General features: G+C 72.0%; 12 protein-coding genes. 10 read left to right on the top strand and 2 right to left on the bottom strand.

The genetic code is table 11. From position 1 onward, the window contains the following. Positions 1 to 10: 10 nt before the first annotated feature. The 3 genes from ACGF8B_RS35790 (at position 11) to ACGF8B_RS35780 (ending at position 4005) form a co-directional block, all read left to right on the top strand. Positions 11 to 1426 (top strand): NAD(P)/FAD-dependent oxidoreductase, encoded by a 1416-nt coding sequence (locus tag ACGF8B_RS35790; RefSeq protein WP_392746484.1) that lies wholly within the window; start codon positions 11 to 13, stop codon positions 1424 to 1426. 175 nt (positions 1427 to 1601) lie between these two features. Beyond that, positions 1602 to 2060: a hypothetical protein gene (locus ACGF8B_RS35785; protein WP_392746482.1), complete on the top strand. Its 459-nt coding sequence runs from the start codon at positions 1602 to 1604 to the stop codon at positions 2058 to 2060. A 118-nt stretch (positions 2061 to 2178) separates the two neighbouring features. Continuing rightward, complete coding sequence (locus tag ACGF8B_RS35780) at positions 2179 to 4005, top strand: chitinase (protein WP_392746480.1); 1827 nt, start codon at positions 2179 to 2181, stop codon at positions 4003 to 4005. Here the strand turns inward: ACGF8B_RS35780 and ACGF8B_RS35775 are convergent. Then, a complete protein-coding gene (locus ACGF8B_RS35775) occupies positions 3990 to 4556 on the bottom strand; it encodes a phosphatase PAP2 family protein (protein ID WP_392746479.1) in 567 nt (188 codons plus the stop codon). The two genes, ACGF8B_RS35780 and ACGF8B_RS35775, sit on opposite strands and share 16 nt — an antisense overlap. A gap of 394 nt (positions 4557 to 4950) precedes the next feature. Beyond that, positions 4951 to 6291 (bottom strand): 4-aminobutyrate--2-oxoglutarate transaminase, encoded by a 1341-nt coding sequence (gabT, locus tag ACGF8B_RS35770; RefSeq protein WP_392746477.1) that lies wholly within the window; start codon positions 6289 to 6291, stop codon positions 4951 to 4953. A gap of 243 nt (positions 6292 to 6534) precedes the next feature. Between gabT and ACGF8B_RS35765 the strand changes: the two genes are divergently transcribed. The 7 genes from ACGF8B_RS35765 to ACGF8B_RS35735 form a co-directional block, all read left to right on the top strand. Then, positions 6535 to 8985: an ATP/GTP-binding protein gene (locus ACGF8B_RS35765; protein WP_392746476.1), complete on the top strand. Its 2451-nt coding sequence runs from the start codon at positions 6535 to 6537 to the stop codon at positions 8983 to 8985. A gap of 130 nt (positions 8986 to 9115) precedes the next feature. Further along, positions 9116 to 10693 carry a PucR family transcriptional regulator gene (locus ACGF8B_RS35760; protein WP_392746474.1) on the top strand — a complete coding sequence of 526 codons (1578 nt, stop codon included), beginning with the start codon at positions 9116 to 9118 and terminating at the stop codon, positions 10691 to 10693. 350 nt (positions 10694 to 11043) lie between these two features. After that, complete coding sequence (locus tag ACGF8B_RS35755) at positions 11044 to 12489, top strand: aldehyde dehydrogenase family protein (protein WP_124716090.1); 1446 nt, start codon at positions 11044 to 11046, stop codon at positions 12487 to 12489. A 309-nt stretch (positions 12490 to 12798) separates the two neighbouring features. Then, the gene (locus ACGF8B_RS35750; protein WP_392746471.1) at positions 12799 to 14745 is read left to right on the top strand and encodes an acyl-CoA dehydrogenase family protein; all 1947 of its coding nucleotides are present in this window, start codon (positions 12799 to 12801) and stop codon (positions 14743 to 14745) included. A gap of 115 nt (positions 14746 to 14860) precedes the next feature. Continuing rightward, positions 14861 to 16114: a 1-deoxy-D-xylulose-5-phosphate reductoisomerase gene (dxr, locus tag ACGF8B_RS35745; RefSeq protein WP_392746470.1), complete on the top strand. Its 1254-nt coding sequence runs from the start codon at positions 14861 to 14863 to the stop codon at positions 16112 to 16114. Next, the gene (locus ACGF8B_RS35740; protein WP_392746468.1) at positions 16111 to 17421 is read left to right on the top strand and encodes a M50 family metallopeptidase; all 1311 of its coding nucleotides are present in this window, start codon (positions 16111 to 16113) and stop codon (positions 17419 to 17421) included. Before dxr ends, ACGF8B_RS35740 begins: the two co-directional genes overlap by 4 nt. A gap of 180 nt (positions 17422 to 17601) precedes the next feature. Further along, positions 17602 to 17765: flavodoxin-dependent (E)-4-hydroxy-3-methylbut-2-enyl-diphosphate synthase (locus ACGF8B_RS35735; RefSeq protein WP_350985938.1), on the top strand; the 164-nt coding region annotated here is incomplete at its 3' end.

Below are 17765 nucleotides of genomic sequence, written 5' to 3'. Positions count from 1 at the left end.
GTTGGAAACCATGGCCCCAGCTGCCATGCGTACTGCCGCACAATCACTCTCCGACGCGAAGCCGGTCCCGTTCTGGCTGGACGACCCCGGCAAGCCCGCCGCACTGCCCGCGCTCACCGGTGACGAGCACTGCGACCTGCTGGTCGTCGGCGGCGGCTACAGCGGACTGTGGACCGCGCTGATCGCCAAGGAACGCGAACCCGGGCGGGACGTCGTACTGATCGAGGGGCACGAGGTGGGCTGGGCCGCCTCGGGCCGCAACGGCGGATTCTGCGCCGCCTCCCTCACCCATGGCCTGCCCAACGGGCTGGAGCGCTGGCCCGAGGAGATCCACAAGCTGGAGGAGCTCGGCGAACGGAACCTCGACGCCATCGAGGCCGCCGTCGCCCGCTACGCCATCGACTGCGAATTCGAGCGCACCGGCGAGATCGACGTCGCCACCGAGCCCCACCAGCTCGAAGAGCTGCGCGAATGGCACCAGGAGGCCCAGAAGCTCGGCTTCACCGGGCTGGAGTTCCTGGACCGGGACGCGCTGCGCGCCGAGGTCGACTCCCCGACGTTCCTGGGCGGCCTGTGGGACCGGCGCGGGGTCGCCATGCTGCACCCGGCCAAGCTGGCCTGGGGCCTGAAGCGGGCCTGCGTCGACCTGGGCGTGCGGGTGTACGAGCACACCCGGGGCCTCGAACTGGCCGGGACCAGCACGGGAATGGCGGTCCGCACCCCGTACGGAAGGGTCTTCGCGCGCCGGGTGGCCCTCGGCACGAACATCTTCCCGTCTCTGGTCAAGCGGGTGCGCCCGTACACCGTGCCGGTCTACGACTACGCGCTGATGACCGAGCCGCTCACCGCGGAGCAGCTCGCCTCCATCGGCTGGAAGAACCGGCAGGGGCTGGGCGACAGCGCAAACCAGTTCCACTATTTCCGGCTGTCGGCGGACAACCGGATCCTGTGGGGCGGCTATGACGCGATCTATCCGTACGGCGGCCGGCTGAACGCCGATCTCGACCAGCGTCCGGAGACCTTCCTCAAACTCGCGGGCCAGTTCTTCGACTGTTTCCCGCAATTGGCCGGGGTGCGTTTCAGCCATGCCTGGGGCGGGGCGATCGACACCTGTTCGCGCTTTTCCGCGTTCTTCGGCACGGCCCATCGGGGACGGGTCGCCTATGCCGCCGGATTCACCGGACTCGGCGTCGGCGCCACCCGTTTCGGGGCCGATGTGATGCTCGATCTGCTGGCGGGCGAGCAGAACGAAATCACCGCGCTGGAAATGGTCCGCAGCAAGCCGATGCCGTTCCCGCCGGAGCCCTTCGCCTGGGCCGGGATCGAGCTGACCAAGCGGTCCCTGGCCAGGGCGGACGACAACGGCGGCCGGCGCAATCTCTGGCTGCGGACAATGGACCGGCTGGGCCTCGGCTTCGACAGCTGAGGCCGGGCCCCGTCCTCGACAGCTGAATCCGAACGGGCCGGTCACCCCTGGGGGTGACCGGCCCGTTCGTCGTGAATTCGTCGGCCGAACCCGCGTAATCGATCGGCGCCATCTCTCTCTCCCGTGTGCACGCACCGGCACCGCATGGCCGGTGCACACGGAATGGAGACAGGTCATGGCTGGCGCGGGGGTCAAGGCAGCAGTCGAATGGCTGGCATCGGTGGCGCCGGATCCGGACGCGTGCCGGTGGGAATGGGAGCGCAATCCCCGGGGGGTGACGCTCCTTCCCGCCGGCCGGCGCTGGGACGTGCTGATTCTTCCGGGGGAGCTGGGGCGTCCCACCCTCGACGTACTGACCCGGCTCATCGACCGGCCCGGGCCCGTACTCGGCGACTTCGGCGATGCCCGCACGGGCTTCTTCGTGGCCCCGGGCACCGCCGCCCGCTGGGTCGGCACCGGCGTACGCGGCGCGGGGCAGGGGACCTGGATCGTGGTGCCCCATCCGGGCCGGGCGGCCGGCAGCGGGGTGCGCTGGCTGGTCCCGCCCGACGGGTCGGGAACCCTCACCGACGCGACACTCCTGGAACTGGCGATGCACGAGGCGGCTGCCGAGCGGGCCGAGCGCGGGGACTGACGGGCCGAGCGCGGGTACGGCAGCGGGCGGGCCGGGACCGTCAGAGGTCTTGACAACCCGATTGGTCTGGACCATGTTGTGGCGGCCGCACTCAATTCCCCCATGCACGGAGGCCGTTGTGGAACGCACGGGACCCCCCGCCCGATTTACCGGAGTCGTGGCCGCCTTCGCGGCGGCCCTGCTCGCCGCCGGCGGTCTGACCGCCCTCGCACCGTCCGCCGTCGCCGCCGACACCGATCTGGCGCGCAACGGCGGCTTCGAGTCCGGCCTGGACGGCTGGAACTGCACCGGCAGCAGCGGAGCAGTGGTCAGCGCCCCGGCGCACAACGGCACTTCGGCGCTGAAGGCCACCCCGGCCGGCGCCGACAACGCCAAGTGCTCCCAGCAGGTGGCGGTCCAGCCGGACTCCGCCTACACGCTGAGCGCCTGGGTACAGGGCTCCTACGTCTACCTCGGCGCGGAGGGCACCGGCACCACCGACGTGTCCACCTGGACCCAGTCGTCGGCCGACTGGAAGCAGCTCACCACGACCTTCAGGACCGGCCCGTCCACCACCAGGGTCACCGTCTACACCCATGGCTGGTTCGGCACCCCCGCCTACTACGCCGACGACCTCACCCTCGTCGGTCCGGGCGGAGCCCCCGCGGAGCTCCCGGCCGCCCCCACCGGGCTCAGGGCGGGTACGGTCACCGCGTCCTCCGTCGACCTCTCGTGGACCGGTTCCTCCGGGGCCACCGGCTACAACGTCTACCGGGGCGGCACCAAGGTCCTCTCGGTCACCGGCACCTCCGCCACCGTGTCCGGCCTCACCGCGTCGACCTCGTACGGCTTCCAGGTCGCCGCGACCAACTCCGCGGGGGAGTCCGCCAGGTCCGCGGCCGTCCAGGCCACCACCACGGCGGGCGGCGGGGGAAGCGAGGGAGGCGGCCTGCCGGCCCACGCGCTCGTCGGCTATCTGCACTCCAGCTTCGCCAACGGCTCCGGCTACACCCGGATGGCGGACGTGCCCGACTCCTGGGACGTCATCGACCTGGCCTTCGGCGAACCGACCTCGGTCACCTCCGGCGACATCCGATTCTCGCTCTGCCCGGTCACCGAGTGCCCGAACGTCGAGTCCGAGGCCGAGTTCAAAGCGGCCATCAAGGCCAAGCAGGCCAAGGGCAAGAAGGTACTGATCTCCATCGGCGGCCAGAACGGCCAGGTCCAGCTCGCCACCGCCGCCGCCCGCGACATGTTCGTCTCCTCGGTCGGCAGGATCATCGACGAGTACGGTCTGGACGGCCTCGACATCGACTTCGAGGGCCACTCGCTCTCGCTGAACACCGGGGACACCGACTTCCGCAACCCCACCACCCCGGTCGTGGTCAACCTGATCTCCGCGGTGAAGTCCCTCAAGGCCAAGTACGGCGACAGGTTCGTCCTGACGATGGCCCCCGAGACCTTCTTCGTCCAGCTCGGCTACCAGTACTACGGCTCCGGCCCCTGGGGCGGCCAGGACCCCCGGGCCGGCGCCTACCTCCCGGTCATCCACGCGCTGCGCGACGACCTGACCCTGCTGCACGTCCAGGACTACAACTCGGGCTCGATCATGGGCCTGGACAACCAGTACCACTCGATGGGCGGCGCGGACTTCCACATCGCCATGACGGACATGCTGCTCACCGGCTTCCCGGTGGCGGGCGACCAGACCAAGGTCTTCCCGGCGCTCCGCCCCGACCAGGTCGCCATCGGACTGCCGGCCTCCACCCAGGCGGGCAACGGCCACACCTCGCCCGCCGAGGTCACCAAGGCGCTGAACTGCCTGACGAAGAAGACCGACTGCGGCTCCTACACCACCCACGGGACCTGGCCCGCGCTGCGCGGACTGATGACGTGGTCGATCAACTGGGACCGGTTCAACAACGGGGAGTTCTCGAAGAACTTCGACGCCTACTTCGGCGGCTGAGGGTGACGGACGGTCCATAGCGGCAGCAGCACCGCTCCGCCGCAGAGGAACCAGCTGCCCAGCACGTCCAGCGGCCAGTGATAGCCGCGCAGCACCAGACCGATGCCCGTCGCCGTGGTCAGCAGGACAGCGGCGACGGGCATCATCCACGACCACGCCCGCCCCACGTACGGCGTGACCAGCAGGGCCGCCGCCCCGTACGCCACCACGGCCGTCGCCGCGTGACCGGACGGGAAGTAGCCGGTGGCCTCCGTCAGCGGTCCCGGACGGGCGATCCACGCCTTCAGCGGGACGACGAGCGCGGGCACCGCGCCCATCGCGAGCACCGCGTACAGCGGTGCGCGGCGAGCACCGCGCACCAGGGCCCACACGATCGCGCAGCCCAGCACCGGGAGCGCGATCTGCATATTGCCGAGATCGGCGAGGAATTCGGTCAGCCGGGCGGGTCCGTGGCCGACGACGGCCCGTCCGGTCCGTTCGTCCAGTCCGCGCAGCGGACCGCCGACGGCGACCTGCCGGGCCGTGAGCGCGAAGAGCACCAGGAGAAACACGGCCGACAGGGCCGGGAAGAGGAAATGAGCCGGCCGCCCGGGAACAGGGGGGGTGGTTCCGGGGCGGCCGGTCGGACCGGTCTGCCGCACGCCCCGGGGGGTCTGGGGCGGGCGGCCATCCGATCGGTGAGGAGTTCCGGAGCCGGAGGCTCCAGCGGCGTGCGCGAAGGCACGGCCAGGACGGCGCTGGGGAAGCTCCGGCCCGGCATCGCCCGCAGTCCCCTGCGGACGGGGTGTTTCTCTCATCTGCAGGAACCGTACGGCAGCCGATGGGGGACCGACAGCGGGAAACAGATCCCGCCATCGGCCCCGCACACGTTCTTCACAGGCCCTCACGCGGGCCCCTCGTAACCCCTGCGAGAACGCGGTTCGCGGCCGCCGGGGTTCGCACAGGTCAGATCCGGCCGAACGCCTGCTCGATGACGTCGAGCGCCTCGTTCAGCAGGTCCTCGCCGATCACCAGCGGCGGGAGGAAGCGCAGGACGTTGCCGTACGTGCCGCAGGTGAGGACCAGCACACCCTCCGCGTGGCAGGCCTTGGCGAGGTCCGCGGCGGCCTGCGGGTTCGGGTCCTTCGTGCCGGACTTCACCAGCTCGATCGCGATCATCGCGCCGCGGCCGCGGATGTCACCGATGATGTCGCCGTTGCCGAGCTTCGACTGCATCTCGGCGAGGCGGCCCTTCATGACCTCCTCGATGCGCCTGGCCTTCCCGTTCAGGTCCAGCTCACGCATCGTCTCGATGGCACCGAGCGCACCCGCGCAGGCGACCGGGTTGCCGCCGTAGGTGCCGCCGAGGCCACCGGAGTGGGCGGAGTCCATGATCTCGGCGCGGCCGGTCACGGCGGAGAGCGGCAGACCGCCCGCGATGCCCTTGGCGGTGGTGATCAGGTCCGGGACGATGCCCTCGTCCTCGCAGGCGAACCACTGGCCGGTACGGCAGAAGCCGGACTGGATCTCGTCGGCGACGAAGACGATGCCGTTGTCCTTGGCGAACTGGGCGATCGCCGGGAGGAAGCCCTTGGCCGGCTCGATGAAGCCGCCCTCGCCGAGCACCGGCTCGATGATGATCGCGGCGACGTTCTCCGCGCCGATCTGCTTGTTGATCTGGTCGATGGCCTGGGCGGACGCCTCGGCACCGGCGTTCTCGGCACCGGTCGGCCAGCGGTAGCCGTACGCCACCGGCACCCGGTAGACCTCGGGCGCGAACGGGCCGAAGCCCTGCTTGTACGGCATATTCTTGGCGGTCAGCGCCATCGTGAGGTTGGTGCGGCCGTGGTAGCCGTGGTCGAAGACGACGACCGCGGTGCGCTTGGTGTGGATGCGGGCGATCTTCACCGCGTTCTCGACGGCCTCGGCGCCCGAGTTGAACAGCGCGGACTTCTTGGCGTGGTCGCCCGGCGTCAGCTCGGCGAGCTGCTCGCAGACCTCGACGTACCCCTCGTACGGCGTGACCATGAAACAGGTGTGGGTGAAGTCGGCCAGCTGCGCGGACGCGCGGCGCACGACGGCCTCGGCGGAGGCGCCGACCGACGTCACGGCGATACCGGAGCCGAGGTCGATCAGCCGGTTGCCGTCCACGTCCTCGATGATCCCGCCACCGGCGCGGGCGGTGAACACCGGCAGGGTGGAGCCCACACCTGCGGCGACCGTCTCCAGACGGCGGGCCTGCAGCTCCACCGACTTCGGGCCGGGAATGGCAGTGACGACGCGGCGCTCCTGCGGGATTTCGGTCATGAGGGGCTCCTGGGGGGATGTTTCGGACGCTTCCGGCCCAGGCTATGGGCGAGGCGGGGGGTGCGGCATGTTCCGTTCGGGAGTGGTGGTCGCGCGCCGTTGTCCGCCACGGACATAGCGACGGGGGCGGCGGGCGGCGAAACGGCGCGGTCCGGTGCCGGTGCCTTGCTGAACTCGCCCTGCGCGCCCACTAGATTGACCGGGGCAGACGGACGGACCCGGCCGGTCAGGGGGCAACGGTTCATGAAGAGCGACGACGCGCGCGGTGCGCGGGGCACCAGCGGTACCGAGAGGGACCGCGGCCGGCCCGATGTGCCCCGCCCTCCGGTGCCACGCCCGGCCGGGCCGCCGCCCGCCGCCCCGCCGATGCCCGTCGGCGCCCCCCGGAGCGGGCAGCCGGCCGCCCCGCCGAGGCCGGCCGGGCTCCCCGGGGCCGGCCCGTCGACCGCGCAGTGGCTGAACGCCCCGCGCCCCGCAGCCGAGCCCGGCGTCTGGCGGTACGGACATGTGCCGCGCGCCGCCGAACGGCCACCACGCCCCTCCCTGCTCGGGCCGCTGCTCGCCCTGGTGCTCTGGCTGGTGATCTGGGCGCTGCTGGCGGACTTCCGTATCCCGTACGTGAAGGTGCCCCTGGAGGCGGTCACGCCGGGGAGCTGGTGGTTCTTCGACACTCTGCGGGCCGGGTCGGTCCCGGCCGCCGCATACAGCATCGAGACGCTGTACAACCAGCTGCTGGTGCTGATCGCGGGGCTGTGGGCGGCCCGCGTCGGACACTGGGCCGGGCTCTTCCACTACTGGGCGGGGCCCCGCCCGGAGCGCGCCCGGCTGACGCTCTCGGGCATCGGGGCGCTGCTCGCGCTGTGGCTGGTCTGGAGCGGCAAGGTGCCGCTGCTGGACGTGGTGCTGTACCTGATCCCGCAGAGCTGGCTGCAGGGCGGCGGCAACGAGTACCTGGCGGCCGTGGTCGCCTACGGGGCGTACGCGCTGGTCGTCGCCGGGGTCGTGTGGCCGTTCGCCCGGACCGGGCGCTGGCGCACCGCCCTGCGGGAGCGCGCGGCCGGCCGGGCCGCCACGTCCCCGGGGGAGGACACCGCCCCGTCGCCCGCCGCAGCCCCCGGGACCGGGACGGAGGCGGCGCACTGGCCGCAGCTGCGCGCCGCGGGACGCGCGGAGGCGGCGGACGTGCTCGCCGCAGCCGTCCGGGCCGGGCGCCTGAACGACGTGGACTGCGTCCGCCTCACCCACGCCTGGGAGCGGGCGCGGACCCGCCACGACGGACCGGCCTCCTTCGACGAGGCGGTCCTGCGCCAGGGGGCCGACGCCTTCCTGCACCCCTCGGGCAGCCGGGACCTTCCGCTGCGGACCGCGCGCCACGATCTGCTGGCCGGCCAGGTCCGGATCGGGGACTGCGCCGACGACGAACGCAACCCGTACGCCCGCAGGGGTTCGGGCATGGCCCTGGACCCCGCCCTCCTCGGCACCTCCCTGCTGGCGGTCGGGCCGCCCGGTGCGGGCAAGACGGCCCGGCTGGTGCGCCCGGTCGTCGAGACGCTGGCCCTCCAGGCCCTGACCGGCAAGACGGCGGTGCTCGCGGTGGGCGCCGCGGGCGCGGCCCTCGGCCCCGACGACGCGTACGACGTCGTGGTGAAGATCGGCGACCCCTCGTCCGTCCACGACTTCGACCTGTACGGGGGATCGACCGACCCGGACGAGGCCGCGGCCACCCTCGCGGAAGGACTCGCCGGGGACGTGCCCGGCCTGGACGGGCGGCGCGCGGCCCTGGCCCTCGGGCAGCTGCTCGGCCCCTACCGGGCCGTCCACGGCTGCTTCCCGGCGGTGCCGGAGCTGCGGGAACTGCTCTCCGGGGACGAGTCAGCCGTCGGCGGGCTGCGACGCGCCCTGGAGGACGGCGGCCACTCGGCCATGCTCCGCGAGCTGGATGCCCGGACCCGGCAGACCGGCGGTGCGGGAGACCCCGCGGCGGTGCTGGCCGACCGCGTCGCCCTTCTCGACCGGCCCGCGTTCGCCGGGTTCTTCGCCACCGGCGAGGAGGCCCGGCCCTTCTCGCTCCGCTCCCTCGGGCAGCACCCGCTCAGGGTCCGGATCGACCTCCCGGAACGCGCCCACGCCGGGGCCTGCCGGGTGCTGACCAGGCTCGTCCTCACCCAGTTCAACGCGATCGCCGCGGCCCGCCCCGACCGGTCGGTCTTCACCTGCCTGGTGCTGGACGACGCGACGCACACCGTCACCGCCGAGACCGTCCAGGGGCTCCGGCGGCTCAGGTCGGTGAACGCCGGCGCCGTACTCGCGCTGCGCACCCTCGACGACGTTCCCGAGGGGCTGCACTCGGCCCTGCTGGGCGCGGTGGGCTGCGGCATGATCCTGTCGGGCGCCACCACCTGGGACGGGAAGCGGTTCTCGGAGGCCTGGGGCAAGGAGTGGGTCTCCGTGCGCGAGGTGGCCCAGCACGGCGTCTTCGCCGACCAGCCGTTCACCCGGGCCATGCACGCGCTGCGCAAGCTCGCCACCGGCAAGGCGGTCACCGTCGACGCGGTCACCGTGCGGCAGGTGGAACGCGAACGCTGGTCCGCCTCCGCGCTGGCCTACGAGCTGCCCGCGGGTCACGCGGTGCTCTCCGTGACGACGGTCGACGGCGCGCACGTGCCGCCGCTGCTGGTGGACCTGAACCGCTGAGCGGCGCGGGGTGCGCCGCTCACCCCGCGCCTCTGGTCGTGGTCATGACGAACCCTGCCGCTCTGGCAGAATTGGCAGGAGTCGTTCATACGGGACGGCGAAAATCGACTCCCCGAGGTCCAGCGGTCCCATGCCCCTCACTCTCGCCTCGCTCGTCCAGCACTCGGCGCTCAAACTCACCGTGCGCGCGGGGGCGGACCGGCTCGACGCGCCCGTGCGCTGGGCACACGCCAGCGAGCTGACCGACCCCGTGCCGTACATGGAGGGCGGCGAGTTCCTGCTCGTCACCGCCACCAACCTCGACGCCGAGAACCCCGAGGCGATGCGGCGGTACGTGCGGCGGCTGGCCGGGGCCGGGGTCGTCGGCCTGGGCTTCGCCGTCGGCGTCAACTACGACGAACTGCCGCAGGCGCTGATCGACGCGGCCGAGGAGGCGAAGCTGCCGCTCCTCGAAGTGCCCCGCCGCACCCCGTTCATCGCCATCGCCAAGGCCGTCTCCTCGGCGATCGCCGAGGAGCAGTACCGGGCCGTGACCGCAGGTTTCGAGGTGCAGCGGGAGCTGACCAGGGCCGCCCTCGCGGGCGACGGCCCCGGTGAACTGCTCACCCGGCTCGCCGCCCACCTCGACGGCTGGGCCGCCCTGTACGACGCGGCCGGCCAGGTCGTCGCCGCGGCCCCCGAATGGGCGGCCCGCCGCGCCGCCCGGCTCACCCCCGACGTGGAACGGCTGCGGGACCGTACCGCCCCCGCCAGCATCGTCGTCGGCGACACCGACGACCGGGTCGAACTCCAGTCCCTGGGCACCGGCCGCCGGGGCAGGGGAGCGCTGGCCGTGGGCACCGGAGCGGCGCTCGGCACCGCCGACCGGTACGCCGTGCACTCGGCCGTCGCCCTGCTGACCCTGATAACCGCCCGCTCCCGGTCCCTCCAGGGCGCCGAACAGCGGCTCGGCGCGGCGGTGCTGCGGATGCTGCTCGCCGGCCAGCCGGACCACGCCCGGGCCGTCGCCGGAGACCTGTACGGGGGACTGCTCGACGCCCCGTTCCGGCTGCTCATCGCGGAGGGGTCCGACCCGGCCGCCCCCGCGGCGCTCGGCGAGGCGATGGAGGCGGCGGCGCTGCGGACCGGCGAGACCCTGCTGACCGTCCCCGAGGGCGACCGGCTCGTCGTCCTGGCCGCGGACGGCGGCGCCGCGGTCGCCGCCTGCACGGCCCACGCGGAGGCCCAGGAGGCGCGGGCGCCCGCCGACGGGACCAAGCCGGAGGAGGACCAGGTGGTCGTGGGCCTCTCCGCACCGGCCGGACCGATCGCCGTCTCCGCCGCGTACAAGCAGGCCGAGCAGGCCCTGTCGGTGGCGCGCCGCCGGGGCAGGGCACTGGTCGAGCACGAGGAGCTCGCGGCCGGCTCGGTGCTCCCGCTGCTCGCCGACGACGCGGTGCGGGCCTTCGCCGACGGAATGCTCCGCGCGCTGCACGAGCACGACGCCAAGGGCCGCGGCGACCTCGTCGCCTCGCTGCGGGCCTGGCTCGCCCACCACGGCCAGTGGGACGCCGCCGCCGCGGACCTGGGGGTGCACCGCCACACCCTGCGCTACCGGATGCGCCGGGTCGAGGAGATCCTGGGCCGCTCGCTGGACGATCCGGACGTCCGGATGGAGCTGTGGCTGGCGCTCAAGGCGACGGGCGCCCCGTCGGCGCCGGAGGCGTAACCCTTCCACCGGAGTCACCGGAGTCACCGGAGTCACCGGAGCCACCGGAGCCGGAGGTGTAGCCACCCGTCGGAGCCGTCGGAGCCGTCGGAGCCGTCGGAGTCACCGGAGTCACCGGAGCCGGAGGTGTAGCCACCCGCCGGAGCCGTCGGCTCCGGGGACGTGCCCCCCCACCAGGGCCGTCGGCGTCGGAGGCGCAACCGTCCACCGGAGCCGTCCGTTCCGGCCGCATCCGACAAACCGGAGCGTCCTCGGCCCGCACTGCTCCACCCCGGACAAACGCCAGGACGGCCGTGCGGCCCTACGGTGGGGGCAAGAAACCCCCACCGCTCCGAAGGGCCGGAACCTCCATGACTTCCACCCACGCCTTCTGGCTCGCCGGCCGCCAGGCCACCGGCGAGGACAGCTTCGACGTCACCAACCCCTGGGACGGCCGTCTCGTCGGCACCGTCAGCGTGCCGACCGACGCCCAGATCGAGGAGGCCGTCGCGGCCGCGCACGCCGTGCGCGAGGAGTTCGCCGCGACGCCGGCCCACGTCCGGGCCGCCGCCCTCGACCACGTCGTACGGCGTCTGGTGGAGCGCACCGAGGAGATCGCCCAGCTGATCTCCGCCGAGAACGGCAAGCCCATCAAGTGGGCCCGCGGCGAGGTCGGCCGCGCCGTCTCCGTGTTCCGGTTCGCCTCGGAGGAGGCCCGCCGCTTCAACGGTGGCGACGCCCAGCGCCTGGACACCGACGCCGGCGGCACCGGCCGGCTCGGCCTGACCCGCCGCTTCCCGCGCGGCACGGTCCTGGGCATCGCACCCTTCAACTTCCCGCTGAACCTGAGCGCCCACAAGGTGGCCCCGGCCATCGCCGTCGGTGCGCCGATCATCCTGAAGCCCGCCCCGGCCACGCCGATCTCCTCGCTGATCCTCGGCGAGCTGCTGGCCGAGACCGACCTGCCGGCCGGTTCGTGGTCCGTGCTGACGGTCCCCAACGACCGCATGCCCGCCCTGGTCCAGGACGAGCGCCTCCCGGTCATCTCCTTCACCGGCTCCGGCCCGGTCGGCTACTCGATCCTGGAGTCGGTGCCCCGCAAGCACTGCACCCTGGAGCTCGGCGGCAACGGCGCGGCGGTCGTCCTCGGCGACTACGCCTCGGACCAGGACCTGGACTGGGCCGCGACCCGGATCGCGACCTTCTCCAACTACCAGGGCGGCCAGTCCTGCATCTCGGTGCAGCGCGTCATCGCCGACGCCTCGGTCTACGACCGGCTGCTCCCGAAGATCGTCGCCGCCGTCGAGGCCCAGGTCACCGGCGACCCGTCGGACGCCGCCACCGACGTCGGCCCGCTGGTCAGCGAGGACGCCGCCAAGCGCGTCGAGTCCTGGGTCGACGAGGCCGTCCGGGCCGGCGCCCAGCTGCTCACCGGCGGCAAGCGCGACGGCGCCACCTACGCGCCGACCGTGCTCGCCGAGCTCCCGGACAACGTCACCCTCTCCTGCGAGGAGGTCTTCGGACCGGTGCTGTCCGTGCAGAAGGTGGACGGCGAGGCCGAGGCGTTCGAGGCCGTCAACTCCTCCAAGTACGGCCTGCAGGCAGGCGTGTTCACGCACGACCTGCAGACCGCCTTCCGCGCCCACCGCGCCCTTGAGGTCGGCGGCGTGATCATCGGCGACGTCCCCTCCTACCGCGCGGACCAGATGCCGTACGGCGGCGCCAAGCAGTCCGGCGTCGGCCGCGAGGGCGTCCGCTACGCCATGGACGACTACACCTACGAGCGCGTGCTGGTCCTCACCGGCCTCGCCCTGTAGTCCGCGAACAGGATCGAGACCGATCCACCGACGTCGCCTGTGTTCCGCCTGGACAGCACGACAGCAGGCGACAGCGAGATGGCCTGAACCCACTGTGCGGGGGTTCAGGCCATCTCCGTCTCTCCGCCGCCTCCGCCACCCCGGGCGGGTCGGTGGAGTGGCCCCCGACCCGATCGGCGCCGCGGGGATGGCGGGCATGTCGGGAATCGGGTACATACGGACGAGTAGAGCCGGTCGGTACCCGTGGGTGCTTCCCCCGCGCGGACCGGCCGCGTCCACCCACTCACACCGCGGCGAGGTGAGCTCCTCATGTCCGCACCATCCGCACCGAAGAACACGCCCCGGGTCACCGAGCGCGAAGCACGCCAAGTGGCCGAGGCCGCACGCGAACAGGACTGGCACAAGCCCAGCTTCGCCAAGGAACTCTTCCTCGGGCGCTTCCGGCTTGACCTGATCCACCCGCATCCGCTGCCGCCCCCGGACGACGTCCGGCGGGGCGAGGCCTTCCTCTCCCGGCTGCGCGAGTTCTGCGGGACGAGGATCGACGGCGCCCTGATCGAGCGCGAGGCGAGAATCCCCGACGAGGTGATCAGCGGCCTCAAGGAACTCGGCGCGCTCGGGATGAAGATCGACCCCAAGTACGGCGGCCTCGGCCTCACCCAGGTCTACTACAACAAGGCCCTCGCCCTGGTCGGCTCCGTGAGCCCGGCCCTCGGCGCGCTGCTCTCCGCCCACCAGTCCATCGGTGTGCCGCAGCCGTTGAAGATCTTCGGCAGCCAGGAGCAGAAGGACACCTTCCTGCCCCGGCTGGCCCGTACCGACATCTCGGCGTTCCTCCTCACCGAACCGGACGTCGGCTCCGACCCGGCCCGGCTCGCCACCTCGGCCGTCCCGGACGGGCCCGACTACGTCCTGGACGGGGTGAAGCTCTGGACGACCAACGGCGTCGTCGCCGACCTGCTCGTCGTGATGGCCCGGGTGCCCGAGTCGGAAGGCCACAAGGGCGGCATCACCGCCTTCGTCGTCGAGGCGGACTCCCCGGGCATCACCGTCGAGAACCGCAACGCCTTCATGGGCCTGCGCGGCCTGGAGAATGGCGTCACCCGCTTCCACCGGGTCCGGGTACCCGCCGCGAACCGCATCGGCCCCGAGGGCGCCGGGCTCAAGATCGCCCTCACCACGCTCAACACCGGACGGCTCTCGCTGCCCGCCATGTGCGTCGGCGCCGGGAAGTGGTGCCTGAAGATCGCCCGCGAATGGTCCGAGGTACGTGAACAGTGGGGCAGGCCGGTCGCCCGGCACGAGGCCGTCGGCGCCAAGATCTCCTTCATCGCCGCGACCACCTTCGCCCTCGAAGCGGTGGTCGACCTCGCCTCCCAGATGGCCGACGAGAACCGTAACGACATCCGCATCGAGGCCGCCCTCGCCAAGCTGTACGGCTCCGAGATGGGCTGCCTGATGGCCGACGAACTCGTCCAGATCCGCGGCGGACGCGGCTTCGAGACCGCGGACTCCCTCGCCGCCCGCGGCGAGCGGGCCGTGCCCGCCGAACAACTCCTGCGCGACCTTCGGATCAACCGGATCTTCGAGGGCTCCACCGAGATCATGCATCTGCTGATCGCCCGGGAGGCCGTAGACGCCCATCTGAAGGTCGCCGGGGACATCATCGACCCCGGCAAACCCCTCTCCGCCAAGGCGAAGGCAGGCGCGAACGCAGCCGGCTTCTACGCCCGCTGGCTGCCCCGTCTCGTCACCGGACCGGGACAACTGCCGGGTACGTACCGGGAGTTCAACCACCCCGGCCACCCCGACCTGTCCGCCCACCTGCGCTACGTGGAACGCGCCTCGCGCAGACTGGCCCGCTCCACCTTCTACGCCATGTCACGCTGGCAGGGCCGGATGGAGACCAAACAGGGCTTCCTCGGCCGGATCGTCGACATCGGCGCCGAACTCTTCGCGATGAGCGCCACCTGCGTCCGCGCCGAACTGCTGCGCTCCACGGACGACCACGGACGCGAGGCCTACCGGCTCGCCGCCGTGTTCTGCCACCAGTCCCGGCTCCGCGTCGAGGAGCTCTTCACCCGGCTGTGGTCCAACACCGACGACCTGGACCGGCGCCTGGTCGACGGCGTCCTGTCCGGCGCGTACACCTGGCTGGAAGAAGGCGTTATCGACCCGAGCGGCGACGGCCCCTGGATCGCCGATGCCACCCCGGGCCCGTCCACCAGGGAAAACGTCCACCGGACCGTCCGCTGAACCACGGCACGTCGGGCGGGGCACGTCCCCCGCCCGACGTGCCCCGTCCGCCCGGACGGCCGGTGCGCGGGACGCACTGTCCACACGCACAGACGAAGCGGCAACAATGGGGGGCATGAGCGACAGCCCTGCCCCCCTCGCCGACCCGCACCTCGTCTTCGACGCCGCGGAAGGCCGCCGGGATCTCGTCATCCTCGGCTCGACCGGATCCATCGGCACCCAGGCCATCGACCTGGTGCTGCGCAACCCCGACCTCTTCCGGGTCACCGCGCTCTCCGCCGCGGGCGGACGGGTCGCCCTCCTCGCCGAGCAGGCGCGCCGACTGCGGGTGCGTACCGTCGCCGTCGCCGCGCCGGACGCCGTACCGGCCCTGCGCGAGGCGCTGCGGGAGCAGTACGGGACGGGCGAGCCGCTCCCCGAGATCCTGGCAGGGCCCGACGCGGCCGCGCAGCTGGCGGCGGGCGACTGCCACACCGTGCTCAACGGAATCACCGGCTCGATCGGACTCGCCCCCACCCTCGCCGCGCTCGAAGCGGGCCGCACGCTCGCCCTGGCCAACAAGGAGTCGCTGATCGTCGGCGGCCCGCTGGTCAAGGCGCTGGCGAAGCCCGGCCAGATCATCCCGGTCGACTCCGAGCACGCCGCACTCTTCCAGGCGCTCGGCGCCGGCACCCGCGCCGACGTACGCAAGCTCGTCGTCACCGCCTCCGGCGGCCCGTTCCGGGGACGCACCAGGAGCGAACTGGCGGACGTCACCCGCGAGCAGGCCCTCGCCCACCCGACCTGGGCCATGGGACCGGTCATCACGGTCAACTCCGCCACCCTGGTCAACAAGGGCCTTGAGGTCATCGAGGCGCATCTGCTCTACGACATCCCGTTCGACCGGATCGAGGTCGTGGTCCACCCCCAGTCCTACGTCCACTCCATGGTGGAGTTCACCGACGGCTCCACCCTCGCCCAGGCCACGCCCCCGGACATGTGCGGCCCGATCGCCATCGGCATCGGCTGGCCCCGGCGCGTCCCGGACGCCGCGCCCGCCTTCGACTGGTCGAAGGCGTCCAGCTGGGAGTTCTTCCCGCTCGACGACGAGGCCTTCCCGTCCGTGGGTCTGGCCAGGCACGTCGGCGCCCTCGGCGCCACCGCACCGGCCGTCTTCAACGCCGCCAACGAGGAATGTGTCGACGCATTCCTCGCGGGACGGCTGCCGTTCAACGGAATCATGGATACGGTCACGGCGGTGGTGGCCGAACACGGCACCCCCGCCACGGGAACTTCGCTCACGGTCGCAGACGTCCTGGAAGCGGAGACCTGGGCACGAGCCCGGGCCCGTGAACTCTCGGCGAAAGCGACAGCGGAGGCGCGCGCATGAGTATTACGACGGTCCTGCTGACGATTCTGGGCATCGTCGTCTTCGCCATCGGTCTGCTGTTCTCGATCGCCTGGCACGAGCTGGGGCACCTGTCGACCGCGAAGCTCTTCGGCATCCGCGTCCCCCAGTACATGGTCGGCTTCGGGCCGACGGTCTGGTCCCGGAAGAAGGGCGACACCGAGTACGGGATCAAGGCCATCCCGGCCGGCGGCTACATCCGCATGATCGGCATGTTCCCGCCCGGGCCGGACGGGCGCCTGGAGGCGCGGTCCACCTCGCCGTGGCGCGGCATGATCGAGGACGCCAGGTCCGCCGCCTTCGAGGAGCTCGAACCGGGCGACGAGAAGCGCCTGTTCTACACGCGCAAGCCGTGGAAGCGCGTCATCGTGATGTTCGCCGGACCGTTCATGAACCTGGTCCTCGCCGTCGCGATCTTCCTGGGCGTGGCGATGACCTTCGGCTTCCAGACCCAGACCACCGAGGTGGCCGGTGTCCAGAAGTGCGTGATCGAGCAGAGCGAGAACCGCGACAAGTGCGAGAAGTCCGACCCGGTCTCGCCCGCACTGGCGGCGGGGCTCAAGAAGGGCGACACGATCGTCGCCTTCGACGGACAGAAGGTCGACGACTGGGCCACGCTCTCCGACAGGATCCGCGACACCATCGGCCCCGCCACCATCACGGTCCGGCGCGACGGTCAGGAGAAGACCCTCCACGCCGTTCTCAAGAAGAACCTGGTGGCGAAGAAGGACTCCAAGGGCGAAGTGGTCCCCGGCGACTTCGTGCAGGCTGGCTACCTCGGCTTCGCCGCCCAGACCGAGATCGTCCCGCTCTCCTTCGGTGACTCGGTGCTCCGCATGGGAGACATGATCGAGAACGGTGTCGACTCGATCATCGCCCTCCCGTCCAAGATCCCGGGCCTGTGGGACGCGGCCTTCGGCGACGGCGAACGGGCGGCGGACTCCCCGGTCGGTGTGGTCGGCGCGGCCAGGATCGGCGGCGAGGTGATGACGCTGGACGTACCGGCGCAGAACCAGATCGCGATGATGCTGTTCCTGCTGGCCGGCTTCAACCTGTCGCTGTTCCTCTTCAACATGCTCCCGCTGCTGCCGCTCGACGGCGGGCACATCGCCGGAGCGCTCTGGGAGGCCCTGCGCCGCAATCTGGCCCGGGTCTTCCGGCGCCCGGACCCGGGCCCCTTCGACGTGGCCAAGCTGATGCCGGTCGCCTATGTCGTCGCCGGAGTCTTCATCTGCTTCACACTGCTGGTGCTCGTCGCCGACATCGTGAATCCGGTCAAGATCTCCTGACCCACCGAGCACCATGTGCACCACGAGTGACGGCCCGGCACACAGTATGTGTCCGGGCCGTCGCATTTGTGTGCCACTCCCGTACGCGGTGTGCTCCGCGCCGCCTCCGGTGCCGTAACCTCGAAGGCCGGAGCCCGCCGATCTCGGGACCTTGATCCACACCTTGGGGATGCTCAGCGCATGACTGCGATTTCTCTCGGAATTCCGTCCGTTCCGACCAAGCTCGCCGACCGTAGGGTCAGCCGCAAGATCCAGGTCGGGTCGGTTGCGGTGGGCGGGGACGCGCCGGTGTCGGTGCAGTCGATGACCACGACGCGTACGTCGGACATCGGTGCGACGTTGCA

The organism is Streptomyces sp. NPDC047917 (assembly GCF_043204345.1).
GTDB classification, from domain to species: Bacteria; Actinomycetota; Actinomycetes; order Streptomycetales; family Streptomycetaceae; genus Streptomyces; species Streptomyces sanglieri.
The sequence above is the reverse complement of the archived record's forward strand: the minus strand, read 5'-3'. Positions and strand labels throughout refer to the sequence as shown.